This window comes from Klebsiella sp. K-Nf6, assembly GCF_002806655.1.
Lineage (GTDB): Bacteria > Pseudomonadota > Gammaproteobacteria > Enterobacterales > Enterobacteriaceae > Klebsiella > Klebsiella variicola.
The window spans coordinates 92,501-109,601 of sequence record NZ_PIBN01000005.1 but is presented as its reverse complement, the minus strand read 5'-3'; the positions used below and the strand labels follow the sequence as shown (position 1 = coordinate 109,601).

The window sequence follows — 17,101 nt, the reverse complement described above, 5'->3', positions numbered from 1 at the left end:
GAGTCCTGCCGCTACCTTAATTAAGCGAACGCCACCCGAGTAGCGGAGGAATCTCAAATCCTCGCGTACGCCGCGCTCAGCGCCTGCGCCAGCTGGGCGCGGGTAAACGGCTTACGCAGCCACTCCACTTCCGGCAGGGCCGGGTTCTGCGCCGGACGCAAATCCTGGCCGCTGATCAGCAGCACCGGCAGCGCCGGAAAGCGGCGTCGGGCGGTATGGATCACGTCGGCACCGCTCAGCGCGCCGGGCAGCATCAGATCGCTAATCAACAGCGCAATATCCGGCGACGCCTCCAGCAGCTGCAGCGCCTCTTCGCCACTCGGCGTCTCCAGCGTCAGCCAGCCCAGCTGATGCAGCTGTTCACACAGCGTCTGGCGCACATCTTCTTCATCTTCCAGCACCAGCGCCAGCCGTTCTCCCGCCGGCAGCGGCTCGTCCTCCGCTGGCGCCACCGTCGTCTCAACCTCGGTCATCGCCCGCGGCAGCTGCAGCCGCACCGTCGTCCCCTGCCCCGGCGCGCTCTCCAGCGCCACCCGGCCGCCCGACTGGCGCACAAAACCATACACCATCGACAGCCCCAGACCGCTGCCGCTGCCGGTGGCTTTAGTGGTGAAGAACGGTTCAAACACCCGGGCTTTTACCGCCTGCGACATCCCGCTGCCATGATCGATCACCTCCAGCGCCACCATATCCTGCCGCTGGCCGCTGCTGCGGGTGACCCGCTGATTCCAGGTGCGTATTTTGATAACCCCGTCGCGCCCGGCCATGGCGTCGCGGGCGTTCATCACCAGATTGATCAGGGCGTTTTCCAGCTGGCCAACGTCTATCCATGCCGGCCACGCCGGCGACTGCGCCTCAATCTCCAGGCTTAAGGTCGCCGGCAGGGAGTGACGCATCAGCTCGCTGAGGTTCTCCAGCAGCGGCGCCATCGCCACCGCCTGGGGATGCAGCGCCTGTTTGCGCGAAAAGGCCAGCAGCCGCTGGGTCAGAAGCGCCCCACGCTCCGCCGCCTTCAGCGCCCTGGAGAGTCGCGGCGCATCGCGTGCGTCCGGTTCCACCAGCTCGAGGCTGCCGATGATCACCGCCAGCAGGTTGTTAAAGTCATGCGCCAGCCCCCCGGTCAACTGGCCGACGGCCTTCATCTTCTGGCTGTGCAGCAGCGCCTCTTCCAGCTCCTGGCGCTTAATCCGATCGATCTCCATCTGGGTGGTCTTCTCTTTCAGCAGCCGGGTGGTGTGCTCCAGCGACGCCGTATTGCGGGCGAAAACGTTAAAGGCCCGCGCCAGCTCGCCCAGCTCATCACGCCGCTGCAGGGCCGGCACCGAGACGTTCGGCTCCCCCTGAGCCAGCCGCGACATCGCCAGGGAGATGGCGGTCAGGTTCGAGCCGAGGTTACGGTAGATATACCACCCGGCGCAGCCGGTGATCGCCAGCGCCAGCAGCGCGGAAAGCAGAATAAACATGCTGATGGAACGCAGCTCCCGATGGCTCTGCGCCGCCCGCTGCTCTGAGGCTTCCGCCACCCGGCTCACGTACTGATTGATATCCTCGTTAAGCAACGCGACCAGCGCTTTGATGTGGTACATGTACCAGCTGATCGTCAGGTCACTCTCCTCCAGCTGGGCCGACAGCGGGGCCAGCTTCGCCAGCTCACCGGTGACGTCGGGAAGAAAAAACGCCAGCGCGGGATCGGCGCTGCCTGCCGGCAGGTCTCCGCGCAGCTGGTCGAGCTGCAGGACGATCGACCGCGGCGTAACGGTATGGATCGCGGCCACGATCAGCCGGTCCATCTCGGCCAGGCGGCGCGGATCGATCGCCTTATCCCCGCCGCGATCGTTAAGATCGGCGAGATGGCGCAGGTTGCTCTGATTCTGGTAAAGCGAACTCAGCAGCGCATTGCGCTGCAGATGGCGGCGCTGGCCGCGCTCCAGCATCTCCGCCACACTCTGCTGCAGCGCGTTGCTGCGGCGAATAATATTGGCCACCCGCGCCTGTTCCTGCTGCGCCAGCGGGGCCGCCGCCAGCTGGGCCAGCGAGTGCTTCAGCGCCTGCTGCGTCGCCAGCAGCCGTTCCGCTTCGCTTTTGTACTCCAGCGCCCCCACCACCTGCGACAGGCGCACCGCCGCCGTGGCGACATTCGCCGTGTCCCGCGCCAGATCCATACTGCCGCGCATGTCGTTGAGAGTCTGGCGCTGCACCTGCTCCTGCAGCTGGCTGGCGTGGTGAAAGCCAAACACCGCCACGCCGCTGACCAGCAGGGTGACCACGCCCATCAGCAGATTAAAGGAGAGCAGGCGGCCACGGGCGCTGGTGAAAAACGGGTGTCGGCGAGCGGTCATAGCAACTCCAGTGAAGGATCGGTCGGCAGATAAGCGTGACGGTGCAGAAAATGACGCCGCGTAACTGTGATCGCGGTTAACTATTTATCACTATGACAAATATGAATGGATTCTGACATTCTGCATTTATTTTCCGGTGGTGGACTGCAGCTATTGTTCTCACAGACAGGAGCGCCGCGATGACCGCCACCCCGGTACTGGAAATGCGCCATATTGCCAAAGTCTTTGGCAAATTCTACGCGCTGAAAGGCGTAGACCTGACGGTCTGGCCAGGGGAGATCCATGCCCTGATGGGAGAAAACGGCGCCGGAAAAAGCACGCTGATGAAGATCCTTGCCGGCGCCTATACCGCCACCAGCGGCGAGATCCTGATCGACGGTAAACCGCAAACCATCCGCGGCCCCAAGGACGCGCTGGCCGCTGGGATCACGCTGATCTACCAGGAGATGCAGCTGGCGCCGAACCTCACCGTCGCGGAAAACATTTTCCTCGGCAGCGAGCTGGCGCGCGGTGGTCTGGTGCAGCGTAAAGCGATGCTCAGCCAGGCGCAGGCGGTGATCGACCGCCTCGGCGCTCAGTTCAAAGCCAGCGACCGGGTGATGACCCTGACCATCGCCGAACAGCAGCAGGTGGAGATCGCCCGCGCGCTGCACCGTCAAAGCCGCATTCTGGTGATGGATGAACCCACCGCCGCCCTCTCCTCGCGGGAAACCCAGCGCCTGTTCGATCTCATCCTGCGCCTGCGCGATGAGGGGATGGCGATTATCTATATCAGCCATCGCATGGCGGAAGTGTATGAGCTTTCCGACCGCGTCAGCGTCCTGCGCGATGGGCAGTATGTCGGCAGCCTGGTACGCGACAAGCTCAACGCGGCGGAGCTGGTGCGCATGATGGTCGGTCGTCCGCTCAGCGATCTGTTCAATAAAGCGCGCGATATTCCCCGCGGCCAGCCGCGCCTGCGGGTCGAGGATCTGACCGATGGCGGCAAGGTTAAGCCCAGCAGCCTGGTAGTGCATGCTGGCGAAATCGTCGGCCTCGCCGGACTGGTCGGCGCCGGACGGTCCGAACTGGCGCAGCTGATTTTCGGCGTGCGCAAAGCCACCGGTGGGGTGATTGAGATCGACGGCGAGCCGGTGGTGATCCACTCGCCGCGCGAAGCCATCGACCTCGGGATCGGCTTTCTGACCGAAAACCGCAAAGAACAGGGGTTGTTTCTCGAACTGGCAGCCCAGGAAAACATCACCATGGCGACGCTGGAACGCGACGCGAACTGGGGGATGCTCAACCGCCGGAAGGCGCAAACCATCTCCGATGACGCCATCCAGTTGCTTAACATCCGCGTGCCGCACGCCCAGGTGCGCGCCGGCGGGCTGTCCGGCGGCAACCAGCAGAAATTATTGATTTCACGCTGGGTGGCGATTGGCCCGCGCATTCTGATCCTCGATGAACCCACCCGCGGCGTCGACGTCGGCGCGAAAAGCGAGATTTACCGCATCATGAACGACATGGCGCGCCAGGGCGTCGCCATTCTGATGATCTCCAGCGAGCTGCCCGAAGTGGTGGGCATGAGCGACCGGGTCTATGTGATGCGCGAGGGCACTATCGCCGGCGAGCTGCAGGCCGGCGATATCAGCCAGGAAAGCATCATGACGCTGGCCACCGGCGTGAACGATTCTCACCTTAAGGCAGGGCAACTATGAGCATACCGAAAGAGACCTCCGCGCCGGTCGCGAAATCCGCTTCGGCGAAAAAAATGTTGATGGGCGACCTGATGCAGACCGTCGGCATTCTGCCGATCCTCATCCTGATCGTCGCCGTGTTCGGCTTTATCGCCCCCAACTTCTTCACGGAAAGCAATCTGCTGAATATCACCCGCCAGGCCTCGATCAACATTGTACTGGCGGCGGGAATGACCTTCATCATCCTCACCGGCGGCATTGACCTCTCCGTCGGCTCCATCCTCGGCACCACGGCGGTGGCGGCAATGGTGGTCTCACTGCTCCCGGCGTTTGCGTTGCTGTCGATTCCGGCGGCGCTGATGCTCGGCCTGCTGCTCGGGCTGTTCAACGGCGCGCTGGTCGCCTTCGCCGGGCTACCGCCGTTTATCGTCACCCTCGGCACCTACACGGCGCTGCGCGGCGCCGCCTATCTGCTGGCTGACGGCACCACGGTGATCAACTCCGATATCAGCTTTGAGTGGATCGGCAATGACTATCTCGGCCCGGTGCCGTGGCTGGTGGTCATCGCCCTGGCGGTTATCGCGGTGTGCTGGTTTATCCTGCGCCGTACCACCCTTGGGGTGCATATCTACGCGGTGGGCGGCAACATGCAGGCGGCGCGGCTGACCGGCATCAAAGTCTGGCTGGTGCTGCTGTTTGTCTACGGCATGAGCGGCCTGCTCTCCGGTCTTGGCGGGGTGATGAGCGCCTCGCGGCTGTACAGCGCCAACGGCAACCTCGGCGTCGGCTACGAGCTGGATGCCATCGCCGCGGTGATCCTCGGCGGCACCAGCTTCGTCGGCGGTATCGGCACCATCACCGGTACGCTGGTGGGGGCGCTGATTATCGCCACCCTCAATAACGGCATGACCCTGATGGGGGTCTCCTACTTCTGGCAACTGGTGATCAAAGGGGCGGTGATCATCATTGCGGTGCTGATCGACAAATACCGTACCCGACACCATCAAAGTGCATAACAACAACATCTTACCTGCGAGGAAAAGCGAATGCGTTTAAAACCGATAGTGACCGCGCTGTGTGCTGGCGCGCTGCTGGCCGCCTCCCCCTTTGCGTCGGCCAAAGAGCTGAAAGCGATTGGCGTGACGGTGGGCGACCTTGCCAACCCGTTCTTTGTGCAGATCACCAAAGGGGCGGAGCTGGAGGCCCGTAAGCTGGCGGGAGATAACGTCAAAGTGACGCTGGTCTCCAGCGGCTACGATTTGGGCCAGCAGGTGGCGCAGATCGATAACTTTATCGCCGCCAAAGTCGATATGATCATCCTCAACGCCGCCGATTCGAAGGGCATTGGCCCGGCGGTGAAGCGAGCCAAAGAGGCCGGGATCGTGGTGGTGGCGGTTGACGTCGCCGCCGAAGGCGCCGACGCCACCATTACCTCCGATAACACCCAGGCGGGCGAGCTGGCCTGTAAATACATTAGCGACCGCCTGAACAACAAAGGCAACGTGGTGATCATCAACGGGCCGCCGGTCTCCGCCGTACAAAACCGCGTCGAAGGCTGCGAAACGGAGTTTAAAAAACATCCGGATATAAAAATCCTCTCCTCCAACCAGAACGCCAAAGGCAGCCGGGAAGGCGGCCTGGAGGTGATGACCTCCCTGCTGGCGGCCAATCCGAAGATTGACGGCGTGTTCGCGATCAACGATCCGACGGCGATTGGCGCCGATCTGGCGGCGAAACAGGCGCAGCGTAACGAGTTCTTCATCGTGGGCGTCGACGGCAGCCCGGACGGCGAAGAGGCGCTGAAGCGTAAGAACTCGCTGTTCGTCGCGACGCCGGCGCAGGATCCGCAGGTCATGGCGGCGAAGGCGGTGGAGATTGGCTACGACATCCTGCAGGGCAAACCGGCGCCGACCGCGCCAGTGCTAATCCCGGTGACGATGATCGACAAAAACAACGTCAGCTCTTACAAAGGCTGGACCGTGAAATAAGCGCAACCCGGCGCACAATCGTTCCGCCGATTGTGCGCTACGCTTAACGAGTATGACGGCGCGGAGTAGCGATCATGGAACGTAAAGGGATTATTGCCGCAGGCAACATGCTGGTCGATCATGTCCATCAGATCAGGCAGTGGCCGGAGCGCGGCTGGCTGGTGGAAATTGTCCATAGCGAACGCGCCACCGGCGGCGCCCCGCTGAATGTCCTGCTGACTCTGGCTAAAATGCATGCCGGACTGCCGCTGCAGGCGGTTGGCCTGATTGGCGAGGATAACGACGGCGATTACATTACCGCCATGCTCGATCAGTACCATATCAATCGCCAGCTCGTGCAGCGCACCAGCTCCGCCCCCACCTCGATGACCCAGGTGATGACCGACGCCGACGGCCAGCGCACCTTCTTTCACTCTCCCGGCGCCAACCGACTGCTTGACCTCCCGGCCTTTGAGCCGCTGGATGCGCCGCTGAAGATTTTCCATCTCGGCTATCTGCTGCTGCTCGAAAGCCTTGATCGGCCCGACGAGGCGTTCGGCACCCGCAGCGCGCGACTGCTGGCGCAGATGCGCGATCGAGGCTATGAAGTGTCCCTCGACCTGGTGTCGCGCAAAGGCGATCCGCACTACCGCCCGCGGGTCCTGCCGGCGCTGGCGCATCTCGACTACCTGACCATCAATGAGCTGGAGGCCAGTGAGTTTAGCGGGCTGGAAATCCGTCTGCCCAACGGCGAGCCGCACGTCGCTAATATCGCCCGCGCCGCCAGCGCATTACTTGACGCCGGCGTGCGCCAGCGGGTGGTGATCCATTGTCCGGAGGGGGCATGGGGTGTATCCCGCACGGAAGCCGGGCGCTGGGTACCGTCATGGCGGCTGCCGCCGGAGGAGATTATCGGCAGCGTCGGCGCGGGGGATGCCTTCTGTGCGGGCCTGCTGTATGGCAGTCACGAACGCTGGCCGTTAACCGACAGTCTGCAGCTGGCCCACGCCTGCGCCCGCGCCAGCCTGCAGGCCGCCAATGCGATCGACGGCGCCAAAACGCTCCCTGAGCTGCAGGCGTTTATTCAGTTGCAGAATGGTTAGATCCTCCAGCGCCGGGCGGGCCGGTCAGACAGCAAACCCGCCCTACGCCGCCTTCTCGCTGTGGGTCACATCGGCGGAAAAGACATAGCCCAGACCGCGCAGGGTTTTAATCAACGTCGGCTGATGCGGGTTTAACTCGATTTTGCGGCGCAGGCGCATGATCAGCACGTCGATGGTCCGGTCGAACACCTCAGTGCTTTCATTATGAGTCAGCGCCAGCAGTTGTTCGCGATTCAATACCCGGCGCGCGTTCTGCGCCAGCGCCAGCAGCAGGCCATATTCTCCCTGAGTCAGAGGAACGGCCTGCTGCTGTGGGTTATACAGTTCACAGCGCGTGGTATCCAGCCGCCAGCCGTTAAACGTCAGGCCGCTGCCGACGCCCGACGTCTCGCCGGCCAGCGCCCCGCTGCGCCGCAGTACCGCTTTCACTCGGGCGACCACCACCCGCGAGCTGAAAGGTTTGGCGATGTAATCATCGGCGCCCATCTCCAGGCCCACCACCACATCAGACTCACTGCCCAGACCAGACAGCATCACCACCGGCAACTCAGGCCGCGTGCGCTGCAGCTGCTGAAGCACCTGCAAACCATGGGTATCCGGCAGGATCATATCCAGCAAAACCAGCGCGATGTCTGCCCGCTGCGCCACCATCGCCAGCGCGTCGCCGCCGGTCTGGCAGACCAATACTTCAAACGCGTGCGCGCCAAGCACATCGCTGAGCAGTTCGCCCATCGCTATGTCGTCATCCACCACCAAAATGACTGGTTTCATCTTTGCCTCTGCCCGCGGGGAATTAGTGTCAGTCTGATCGATTCTGCAAGCCTGCGCCGACAAATTCCTCTCCCGGTGACATTTTTTCAAGCGCCGTCACATCTCCAGCGTATCGACACGTCAAATCTGTCGACAGGCTGTTTTTCGTCAGCATTTCGCCCAAAAAAGCCGCGTATCATCAAGGAATATCCACAATGAAAATATGGCATAGAAGATGCATAGTGACGGCGCGATAGCGCAAACGCGCCCATTGAATAACTGGAGCAAGACCGATGAAAAAAGTCGTCACGGTTTGCCCGTATTGCGCATCAGGTTGCAAAATCAACCTGGTGGTCGATAACGGCAAAATCGTTCGGGCTGAAGCGGCGCAGGGGAAAACCAACCAGGGAACCCTGTGCCTGAAGGGCTATTATGGCTGGGACTTTATTAACGATACCCAGATCCTGACGCCGCGCCTGAAAACCCCCATGATCCGTCGTCAACGCGGCGGCAAGCTGGAAGCTGTCTCCTGGGATGAGGCGCTGGATTACGTCGCCACTCGCCTCAGCGCCATTAAAGCCAAATATGGCCCGGATGCGATCCAAACCACCGGCTCCTCCCGCGGCACCGGTAATGAAACCAACTATGTGATGCAAAAATTCGCGCGCGCCGTTATTGGTACCAATAACGTCGACTGCTGCGCTCGCGTCTGACACGGCCCTTCGGTTGCAGGTCTGCACCAGTCGGTCGGTAACGGCGCCATGAGTAATGCCATCACGGAGATTGATAACACCGATCTGGTGTTTATCTTCGGTTACAACCCGGCGGATTCCCACCCTATCGTGGCGAATCACGTCATTAACGCCAAACGCAACGGGGCGAAAATCATCGTCTGCGACCCGCGCAAAATTGAAACCGCGCGCATCGCCGACATGCACATTGCGCTGAAGAACGGCTCGAATATCGCGCTGCTCAACGCCATTGGCCACGTCATTATTGAAGAGGATCTGTACGATAAATCCTTCGTCGCCAGCCGTTCCGAAGGCTTCGAGGAGTATCGCAAGATCGTCGAAGGTTATACGCCGGAGTCGGTGGAAGCGATCACCGGGGTTAGCGCCCAGGAGATCCGCGCCTGCGCCCGGATGTACGCCAGCGCAAAATCTGCCGCCATCCTGTGGGGCATGGGTGTCACCCAGTTCTATCAGGGCGTGGAGACAGTACGGTCGCTGACCAGCCTCGCGATCCTCACCGGCAACCTCGGCAAGCCGAGCGTCGGCGTCAACCCGGTGCGCGGGCAGAACAACGTCCAGGGGGCCTGCGATATGGGCGCGCTGCCAGATACCTATCCGGGCTATCAGTACGTCAAGTTCCCGGAGAACCGCGAGAAGTTCGCCAAAGCCTGGGGCGTCGACAGCCTGCCGGAACATACCGGCTATCGCATCAGCGAGCTGCCGCATCGCGCGGCGCACGGCGAAGTGCGGGCGGCGTACATCATGGGTGAGGATCCGTTGCAGACCGATGCCGAACTCTCTGCGGTCCGCAAAGCGTTCGACGATCTGGAACTGGTTATCGTCCAGGACATTTTCATGACCAAAACCGCCTCCGCGGCCGACGTCATCCTGCCGTCCACCTCGTGGGGCGAGCACGAAGGCGTGTATACCGCAGCGGACCGCGGCTTCCAGCGCTTCTTTAAAGCGGTGGAGCCGAAGTGGGACCTGAAAACCGACTGGCAGATCATCAGCGAAATCGCCACCCGGATGGGTTACAAGATGCACTACAACAACACCCAGGAGATCTGGGACGAGTTGCGGCATCTGTGCCCGGACTTCTATGGCGCCACCTATGAGAAAATGGGTGAACTCGGCTATGTCATGTGGCCATGCCGCGATGAGTCCGACGCCGACCAGGGGACGTCGTATCTGTTTAAAGAGAAGTTCGATACCCCGAACGGGCTGGCACAGTTCTTCACCTGCGACTGGGTCGCGCCGATCGATAAGCTCACCGACGAGTACCCAATGGTGCTGTCGACAGTGCGCGAAGTCGGCCACTACTCGTGCCGTTCGATGACCGGCAACTGCGCGGCGCTGGCGGCACTGGCGGATGAACCGGGCTATGCGCAAATCAACACCGCCGACGCCGAACGGTTAGGCATCGAAGATGAAGCGCTGGTGTGGGTGAATTCGCGTAAGGGTCGGATCATCACCCGCGCGCAGGTCAGCGATCGGCCGAATAAAGGCGCGGTATACATGACCTACCAGTGGTGGATCGGTGCCTGTAACGAGCTGGTGTCGGAGAACCTGAGTCCGATAACCAAAACGCCGGAGTACAAGTACTGCGCGGTCAACGTTGAGCGGATTGCCGATCAGCGCGCGGCGGAACAGTACGTGATCGATGAGTACAACAAGCTGAAAGCCCGCCTGCGCGAAAGCGCGATGGGTTAAGGTTCGAACCTTTGTACCATTGAGTAGCCCCGGTAAGCGATAGCGCTACCGGGGATTTTCCCCGGAGGCGGTGCGTTGCGCCTTCTCCAGGCTACCAAATCGCACAACGCTGTAGCCCCGGTAAGCGTTAGCGCCACCGGGGATTTTCCCCGGAGGCGGCGTATTGCGCCTTCTCCGGGTATTCACACCGCTAATTCCTGCCATTTTCTTCTTTTTCGCCTCCCTTTATACTGCGCGCTATGTTCCTTACTGATAATAAATACAAATGAAATACCTCTTTTTATTTTTACTCGTTTTCACCAGCGGCGCAGCGGTCGCCACCGAACCCGGCAGCCAGTATCAACAGCAGGCGGAAGCCGGCGATCGACGCGCGCAATATTACCTTGCCGATACCTGGGTCAGCTCCGGCGATTATGAGAAAGCCGAATACTGGGCGCAGAAAGCCGCGGCACAGGGCGATGGCGACGCGCTGGCATTGTTGGCGCAGCTCAAAATTCGCAACTCCCAACAGGCGGACTATCCGCAGGCCCGCCAGCTGGCGGAAAAAGCCGTCGAGGCGGGCAGTAAATCCGGGGAGATCGTTCTGGCGCGGGTGCTGGTCAACCGTCAGGCCGGCCCCACCGACGTGCCGCACGCCATCAAACTCCTGCAGGATGCCGCTAAGGATAGCGAAAGCGATGCAGCGGTGGACGCCCAGATGCTGCTGGGGTTGATCTACGCCAGCGGCGTGGATGGCCCGGAGGATGATGTGAAAGCGAGCGAATACTTTAAAGGCAGCTCGGCGCTCTCACGGACCGGCTATGCCGAATACTGGGCCGGCATGATGTTCCAGCTGGGAGAGAAAGGTTTTATCGAACCGAATAAACAGAAGGCGCTGCACTGGCTCAACGTCAGCTGCCTGGAGGGGTTTGATACCGGCTGCGAAGAGTTTGATCGGATCAGTAAAGGATAAGAAAAAGCCCGGCGCTCGCGCCGGGCTTTGTGTTTTATCGGGCGGTTTTATCAAACTTGCCCAGCACTTCGCGTTCATACGCCAGCGCTTTTTTGCGGTCGAACTTATGCTCCCATTTGGCAATAACCAGCACCGCCAGCGCATTGCCCACCACGTTCAGCGCGGTACGCGCCATGTCGAGAATACGGTCGACACCGGCGATAAAGGCAAGGCCTTCCAGCGGGATCCCCACGCTACCCAGGGTTGCCAGCAGCACCACGAAGGAGACGCCCGGCACGCCAGCGATCCCTTTCGAGGTCACCATTAAGGTCAGCACCAGGGTGATCTCCTGCCAGATAGAGAGGTCGATACCGTACAGCTGGGCGATAAAGATCGCCGCGATGCTCTGATACAGCGTTGAGCCATCGAGGTTGAAGGAGTAACCGGTCGGCACCACGAAGCTGGTGATCGACGCCGGCGCGCCATAGGCTTCCATCTTCTCGATAATGCGCGGCAGCACGCTTTCGGAGCTGGCGGTGGAGTAGGCCAGAATCAGCTCATCTTTCAGGATGCGGATCAGGATCCAGATACTCAGGCCACACAGACGCGCGACAATCCCCAGCACCACCAGCGCAAAGAACAGGATCGCGAAGTAAACCAGCAGCACCAGCTTGGCCAGCGGCCACAGCGAGGCGAAACCAAAGGTGGCGACAGTCACTGAAATCAGGGCGAATACCCCGATCGGCGCATAGCGCATTACCATATGGGTGACTTTAAACATGGTCTCGGAGATGGAGCGGAAGACCGTTACCAGCGGCTCACGGTGGGTCGCCGGCAGCGAGGAGAGCCCCAGACCAAACAGCACCGAGAAGAAGATAATCGGCAGCATATCGCCTTTCGCCATCGACGCCACGATGTTGGTCGGCACCAGCGACAGGATAGTGCCCATCAGGCCATGCGCATGGCTCTGCACCTCGGCAGTGGTGCTCTGATATTTCGAAATATCGACCGCCGCCAGCTGCGACATATCAATGCCCGTTCCCGGCTGGAAAACGTTGGCCAGGGTAATACCCAGCACAATCGCCACCGTGGTGATCACTTCGAAATAGATAATGGTTTTGGCGCCGATCCGGCCTAACTGCTTGGCGTCGCCCACGCCGGCAATCCCGACCACCAAGGTCGAAATGACAATCGGGACCACGATCATTTTAATCAGATGGATAAAGATATCGCCCGCCGGCGTCAGCAAATTGCTAATCAACCAATCGCGACTTTCGGCGTGGTAATGCAGATAACTGCCCAGAAGGATACCCAGCACCAGGGCTAGCAAGATTTGCCAGGCCAGACTGACTTTTTTCGTTTTCTTCACTACTGACTTCCTCAATGAAAGGCACCATTCCTTTTCGTCATGGTACCCACTGCAGGGGGTATGAATTGTGTTGCGTTGCTTTGTGGGGTTATTTAACGCGCAATATCAGTATCATTTGCACGGCATGCTGCGCAAGCCTTTAAGAATAGGGCTTTCTTCTGGTTTTCTGCATAAAGTCACGAATTTCCCCCAGTTACAATGCATAAGTATTTGTAATAAAAAATATTTCACACCTTCCGTTTCTATAAATTCATTTACGTAACTATTTCACTTCAAAGTTTCATTTGATGAAATTTCATTCAGTTGAATCATTGCGTGATCTGCCCCCCAATTAACAAACAAAGCTGTCAAAACCCCTACTATTAACGTTTGTTTGACATATATTTAACAAGTTCAAAGGAGAAAAAAAGCCATGAGCCAAATACACAAACACCCTATTCCCGCTAATATCGCGGAACGTTGCCTGATTAACCCGGATCAGTACAAGGCGCAGTACCAACAATCCATAACCGACCCTGATACATTTTGGGGCGAGCAGGGCAAAATCCTTGACTGGATACGCCCCTATACCCGCGTGAAGAACACCTCTTTCGCGCCGGGTAATATTTCCATCAAATGGTATGAAGACGGCACCCTGAACCTCGCCGCCAACTGCCTCGACCGCCACCTCGCCGAACGCGGCGATCAAACCGCCATCATCTGGGAAGGTGACGACGCCAGCCAGAGCAAGCACATCACCTACCGTGAACTGCATGCGGACGTGTGCCGCTTCGCCAATGTGCTGCTCGACCTTGGGATTAAAAAAGGCGATGTGGTCGCTATTTATATGCCAATGGTGCCGGAAGCCGCGGTGGCGATGCTGGCCTGCGCCCGCATCGGCGCCATCCATTCAGTGATTTTCGGCGGCTTCTCGCCGGAGGCGGTTGCCGGACGCATTATCGACTCCAGCTCGCGCCTGGTGATCACCGCTGACGAAGGGCTGCGCGCCGGTCGCGCCATCCCGCTGAAGAAAAACGTCGATGACGCGTTGAAAAACCCGAACGTCAAAAGCATTGAACACGTCGTCGTCCTGAAACGTACCGGCGGTAAAATCGACTGGCAGGAAGGCCGCGATCTGTGGTGGAGCGACCTGATGGCGAACGCCAGCGCCGAACACCGGCCCGTCGAGATGAACGCCGAAGATCCGCTGTTTATCCTCTATACCTCTGGCTCCACCGGTAAACCGAAAGGGGTGCTGCACACCACCGGCGGCTATCTGGTCTACGCGGCCACCACCTTCAAATACGTTTTCGACTACCATCCGGGCGATATTTACTGGTGCACCGCCGATGTGGGCTGGGTCACCGGCCATAGCTATCTGCTGTACGGCCCGCTGGCCTGCGGCGCCACTACCCTGATGTTCGAAGGGGTACCGAACTGGCCAACCCCGGCGCGTATGTGCCAGGTCGTCGATAAGCATAAGGTCAGCATCCTCTATACCGCCCCGACGGCTATCCGCGCCCTGATGGCGGAAGGCGACAAAGCGATCGAAGGCACAGATCGTTCCTCGCTGCGTATTCTCGGCTCGGTCGGCGAACCAATTAACCCGGAAGCCTGGGAGTGGTACTGGAAGAAGATCGGTAACGAGAAGTGCCCGGTGATGGACACCTGGTGGCAGACCGAAACCGGCGGCTTTATGATCACCCCGCTGCCGGGCGCAATCGAGCTGAAGGCCGGCTCCGCCACCCGTCCGTTCTTTGGCGTCCAGCCGGTGCTGGTGGATAACGAAGGCCTGCCGCTGGATGGCGCGACCGAGGGCAATCTTGCTATCGCCGATTCCTGGCCTGGCCAGGCGCGTACCCTGTTCGGCGACCATGAGCGCTTTGAGCAAACCTACTTCTCCACCTTCAAAAATATGTACTTTAGCGGCGATGGCGCACGCCGTGATGAAGATGGTTACTACTGGATCACCGGCCGCGTGGATGACGTCCTGAACGTCTCCGGCCACCGTCTGGGTACCGCCGAGATCGAATCGGCGCTGGTGTCGCACCCGAAAATCGCCGAAGCGGCGGTGGTGGGGATCCCGCACAACATCAAAGGCCAGGCCATCTACGCCTACGTGACGCTCAATCACGGCGAAGAGCCTACCCCGGAGCTGTATGCGGAAGTGCGTAACTGGGTGCGCAAAGAGATCGGCCCGCTGGCGACGCCGGATGTGCTGCACTGGACCGATTCGCTGCCGAAAACCCGCTCGGGCAAAATCATGCGCCGCATTCTGCGTAAGATTGCCGCAGGCGACACCAGCAACCTCGGCGATACCTCGACCCTCGCCGATCCTGGCGTTGTGGAAAAACTGCTCGAAGAGAAGCAGGCCATAACGATGCCATCGTAAGCAAGGACCGATTCCCTACACCCTCTCCCCCGCCGGGGAGAGGATAAAAATAAGTCCCTCCCCCAGGATTTCACTCGCAGGAACGCCGTCAGTAAACCGTATCCCGGCTCCATCGCCGGAGGGGTTGCTGTCGCCAGCGTCCGCTGAGTGGATGACGAAAGGGAGACCTCTGGAGACGCTAAGATGAATGAACAACTTTGTCAGCGGATAGAAAATAGTGCGCATTTCAGGGAGTTAGTTGCATCACGGCAACGGTTTGCCGCCATTCTGTCACTGATTATGTTAGTGATCTATGTGGGCTTTATTTTGCTTATCGCCTTCGCGCCCGGCTGGCTCGGTACTCCTCTGCACGCCGGGACCAGCGTCACCCGCGGGATCCCGCTGGGCATTGGCGTGATCGTCATTTCGTTTGTCCTGACCGGTATTTATGTCTGGCGGGCCAACGGTGAATTCGACCGTTTGACCAAAAGCGTTCTGAACGAGGTGAAAGCATGAGCAAGAGAGTACTGACGGCGCTCGCCGCCACGCTGCTGCCCCTTAGCGCTCACGCCGCAGACGCCATTACCGGCGCGGTACAGCGCCAGCCGACCAACTGGCAGGCGATTATCATGTTCCTGATTTTCGTCGCCCTCACCTTATACATCACTTATTGGGCGTCAAAACGGGTACGTTCGCGCAGCGATTACTACACCGCTGGCGGCAATATCACCGGCTTCCAGAACGGGCTGGCGATTGCCGGTGACTTTATGTCAGCGGCTTCTTTCCTCGGTATCTCCGCGCTGGTGTATACCTCCGGCTACGACGGACTGATCTACTCGCTGGGCTTTCTCGTCGGCTGGCCGATTATCCTGTTTCTGATCGCCGAACGTCTGCGCAACCTTGGCCGCTATACCTTTGCCGACGTCGCCTCGTACCGTCTGAAGCAGGGGCCGATTCGCACTCTCTCCGCCTGCGGTTCGCTGGTGGTGGTGGCCCTGTATCTGATTGCCCAGATGGTGGGCGCCGGCAAGTTAATCCAGCTGCTGTTCGGTCTCAATTACCATGTCGCCGTGGTGCTGGTTGGCGTGCTGATGGTGCTCTATGTCCTGTTCGGCGGCATGCTGGCGACCACCTGGGTGCAGATTATTAAAGCGGTTCTGCTGCTGTGCGGCGCCAGCTTTATGGCCTTTATGGTGATGAAGCACGTCGGCTTCAGCTTCAATAACCTGTTTACCGAGGCGATGGCCGTCCACCCGAAAGGGGCGGCGATTATGAGTCCCGGCGGGCTGGTGAAAGATCCGATATCGGCGCTCTCTCTGGGTCTGGGTCTGATGTTCGGCACCGCCGGTCTGCCGCACATCCTGATGCGCTTCTTCACCGTGAGCGACGCCAAAGAAGCGCGTAAAAGCGTCTTCTACGCCACCGGTTTTATGGGCTATTTCTATATTCTGACCTTTATCATCGGCTTCGGCGCCATCATGCTGGTGGGCGCGAACCCGGCGTTCAAAGACGCAGCCGGACAGCTTATCGGCGGCAATAACATGGCGGCGGTGCATCTGGCGGATGCCGTGGGGGGGAATCTGTTCCTCGGCTTTATCTCCGCCGTCGCTTTCGCCACAATTCTGGCGGTGGTGGCAGGCCTGACGCTCGCCGGCGCCTCAGCGGTGTCGCACGACCTGTACGCCAACGTCTTCCGCAAGGGCGCGACCGAGCGCCAGGAGCTGAAGGTGTCGAAGATTACCGTGCTGGTCCTTGGGGTAGTGGCGATTCTGCTGGGTATTCTGTTCGAAAATCAGAACATCGCCTTTATGGTTGGTCTGGCCTTCTCCATTGCCGCCAGCTGTAACTTCCCGATTATTTTGCTGTCGATGTACTGGTCGAAACTGACCACCCGCGGCGCGATGATCGGCGGCTGGCTGGGCCTGCTGACCGCGGTCATTCTGATGATCCTCGGTCCGACCATTTGGGTGCAGATCCTCGGCCATGAGAAAGCGCTGTTCCCGTATGAATATCCGGCGCTGTTCTCCATTGCCATCGCGTTCATCGGTATCTGGGTCTTCTCCGCCACCGATAACTCACCGGAAGGGATGCGCGAGCGCGAGCAGTTCCGCGCCCAGTTTATCCGTTCGCAAACCGGGATCGGTATCGAACGCGGTCAGGCGCACTAAGCGT

General features: G+C 59.9%; 12 protein-coding genes and 1 pseudogene. 9 read left to right on the top strand and 4 right to left on the bottom strand.

Annotation, left to right across the window (positions count from 1 at the left end):
• Nucleotides 1–53: 53 nt before the first annotated feature.
• Complete coding sequence (locus tag CWM61_RS10585; RefSeq protein WP_074387324.1) at nucleotides 54–2,339, bottom strand: ATP-binding protein; 2,286 nt, start codon at nucleotides 2,337–2,339, stop codon at nucleotides 54–56.
• 179 nt (nucleotides 2,340–2,518) lie between these two features.
• Here CWM61_RS10585 and CWM61_RS10580 point away from each other — a divergent pair, with 179 nt between their 5' ends.
• From CWM61_RS10580 to CWM61_RS10565, 4 genes are all read left to right on the top strand, one after another.
• The gene (locus tag CWM61_RS10580; RefSeq protein WP_061156085.1) at nucleotides 2,519–4,039 is read left to right on the top strand and encodes a sugar ABC transporter ATP-binding protein; all 1,521 of its coding nucleotides are present in this window, start codon (nucleotides 2,519–2,521) and stop codon (nucleotides 4,037–4,039) included.
• Entirely contained in the window at nucleotides 4,036–5,034 is a 999-nt protein-coding gene (locus tag CWM61_RS10575) for an ABC transporter permease subunit (RefSeq protein WP_074387325.1), read from the top strand. Before CWM61_RS10580 ends, CWM61_RS10575 begins: the two co-directional genes overlap by 4 nt.
• Before the next feature lie 30 nt (nucleotides 5,035–5,064).
• Complete coding sequence (locus CWM61_RS10570) at nucleotides 5,065–6,006, top strand: ABC transporter substrate-binding protein (RefSeq protein ID WP_074387326.1); 942 nt, start codon at nucleotides 5,065–5,067, stop codon at nucleotides 6,004–6,006.
• 74 nt (nucleotides 6,007–6,080) lie between these two features.
• Entirely contained in the window at nucleotides 6,081–7,088 is a 1,008-nt protein-coding gene (locus tag CWM61_RS10565) for a carbohydrate kinase family protein (RefSeq protein ID WP_074387327.1), read from the top strand.
• A gap of 42 nt (nucleotides 7,089–7,130) precedes the next feature.
• Here CWM61_RS10565 and CWM61_RS10560 read toward each other — a convergent pair whose 3' ends face one another.
• Nucleotides 7,131–7,859, bottom strand: a complete 729-nt coding sequence (locus CWM61_RS10560; RefSeq protein WP_074387328.1) for a response regulator transcription factor — start codon at nucleotides 7,857–7,859, stop codon at nucleotides 7,131–7,133.
• 272 nt (nucleotides 7,860–8,131) lie between these two features.
• On the opposite strand from CWM61_RS10560, the gene fdhF reads away from it, so the two are divergent.
• Together fdhF and CWM61_RS10550 are read left to right on the top strand one after the other, a co-directional pair.
• The gene (fdhF, locus tag CWM61_RS10555; RefSeq protein WP_077625462.1) at nucleotides 8,132–10,279 is read left to right on the top strand and encodes a formate dehydrogenase subunit alpha; all 2,148 of its coding nucleotides are present in this window, start codon (nucleotides 8,132–8,134) and stop codon (nucleotides 10,277–10,279) included.
• A 265-nt stretch (nucleotides 10,280–10,544) separates the two neighbouring features.
• Complete coding sequence (locus tag CWM61_RS10550) at nucleotides 10,545–11,231, top strand: tetratricopeptide repeat protein (RefSeq protein WP_100631216.1); 687 nt, start codon at nucleotides 10,545–10,547, stop codon at nucleotides 11,229–11,231.
• A 34-nt stretch (nucleotides 11,232–11,265) separates the two neighbouring features.
• Here the strand turns inward: CWM61_RS10550 and gltP are convergent, their stop codons facing one another.
• Both gltP and CWM61_RS10540 read right to left on the bottom strand, forming a co-directional pair.
• On the bottom strand, nucleotides 11,266–12,579 hold the full coding sequence (gltP, locus tag CWM61_RS10545) for a glutamate/aspartate:proton symporter GltP (RefSeq protein WP_061156091.1): 1,314 nt from the start codon (nucleotides 12,577–12,579) through the stop codon (nucleotides 11,266–11,268).
• 111 nt (nucleotides 12,580–12,690) lie between these two features.
• Nucleotides 12,691–12,891, bottom strand: a pseudogene (locus tag CWM61_RS10540) (hypothetical protein).
• Between the two features lie 100 nt (nucleotides 12,892–12,991).
• On the opposite strand from CWM61_RS10540, the gene acs reads away from it, so the two are divergent.
• The 3 genes from acs (at nucleotide 12,992) to actP (ending at nucleotide 17,097) form a co-directional block, all read left to right on the top strand.
• Nucleotides 12,992–14,950, top strand: coding sequence for an acetate--CoA ligase (gene acs, locus CWM61_RS10535; protein ID WP_100631215.1), 1,959 nt, complete (start codon nucleotides 12,992–12,994; stop codon nucleotides 14,948–14,950).
• 183 nt (nucleotides 14,951–15,133) lie between these two features.
• Nucleotides 15,134–15,445, top strand: coding sequence for a DUF485 domain-containing protein (locus CWM61_RS10525; RefSeq protein ID WP_061156094.1), 312 nt, complete (start codon nucleotides 15,134–15,136; stop codon nucleotides 15,443–15,445).
• Nucleotides 15,442–17,097: a cation/acetate symporter ActP gene (gene actP, locus CWM61_RS10520; protein WP_100631214.1), complete on the top strand. Its 1,656-nt coding sequence runs from the start codon at nucleotides 15,442–15,444 to the stop codon at nucleotides 17,095–17,097. Before CWM61_RS10525 ends, actP begins: the two co-directional genes overlap by 4 nt.
• Nucleotides 17,098–17,101 lie beyond the last annotated feature (4 nt).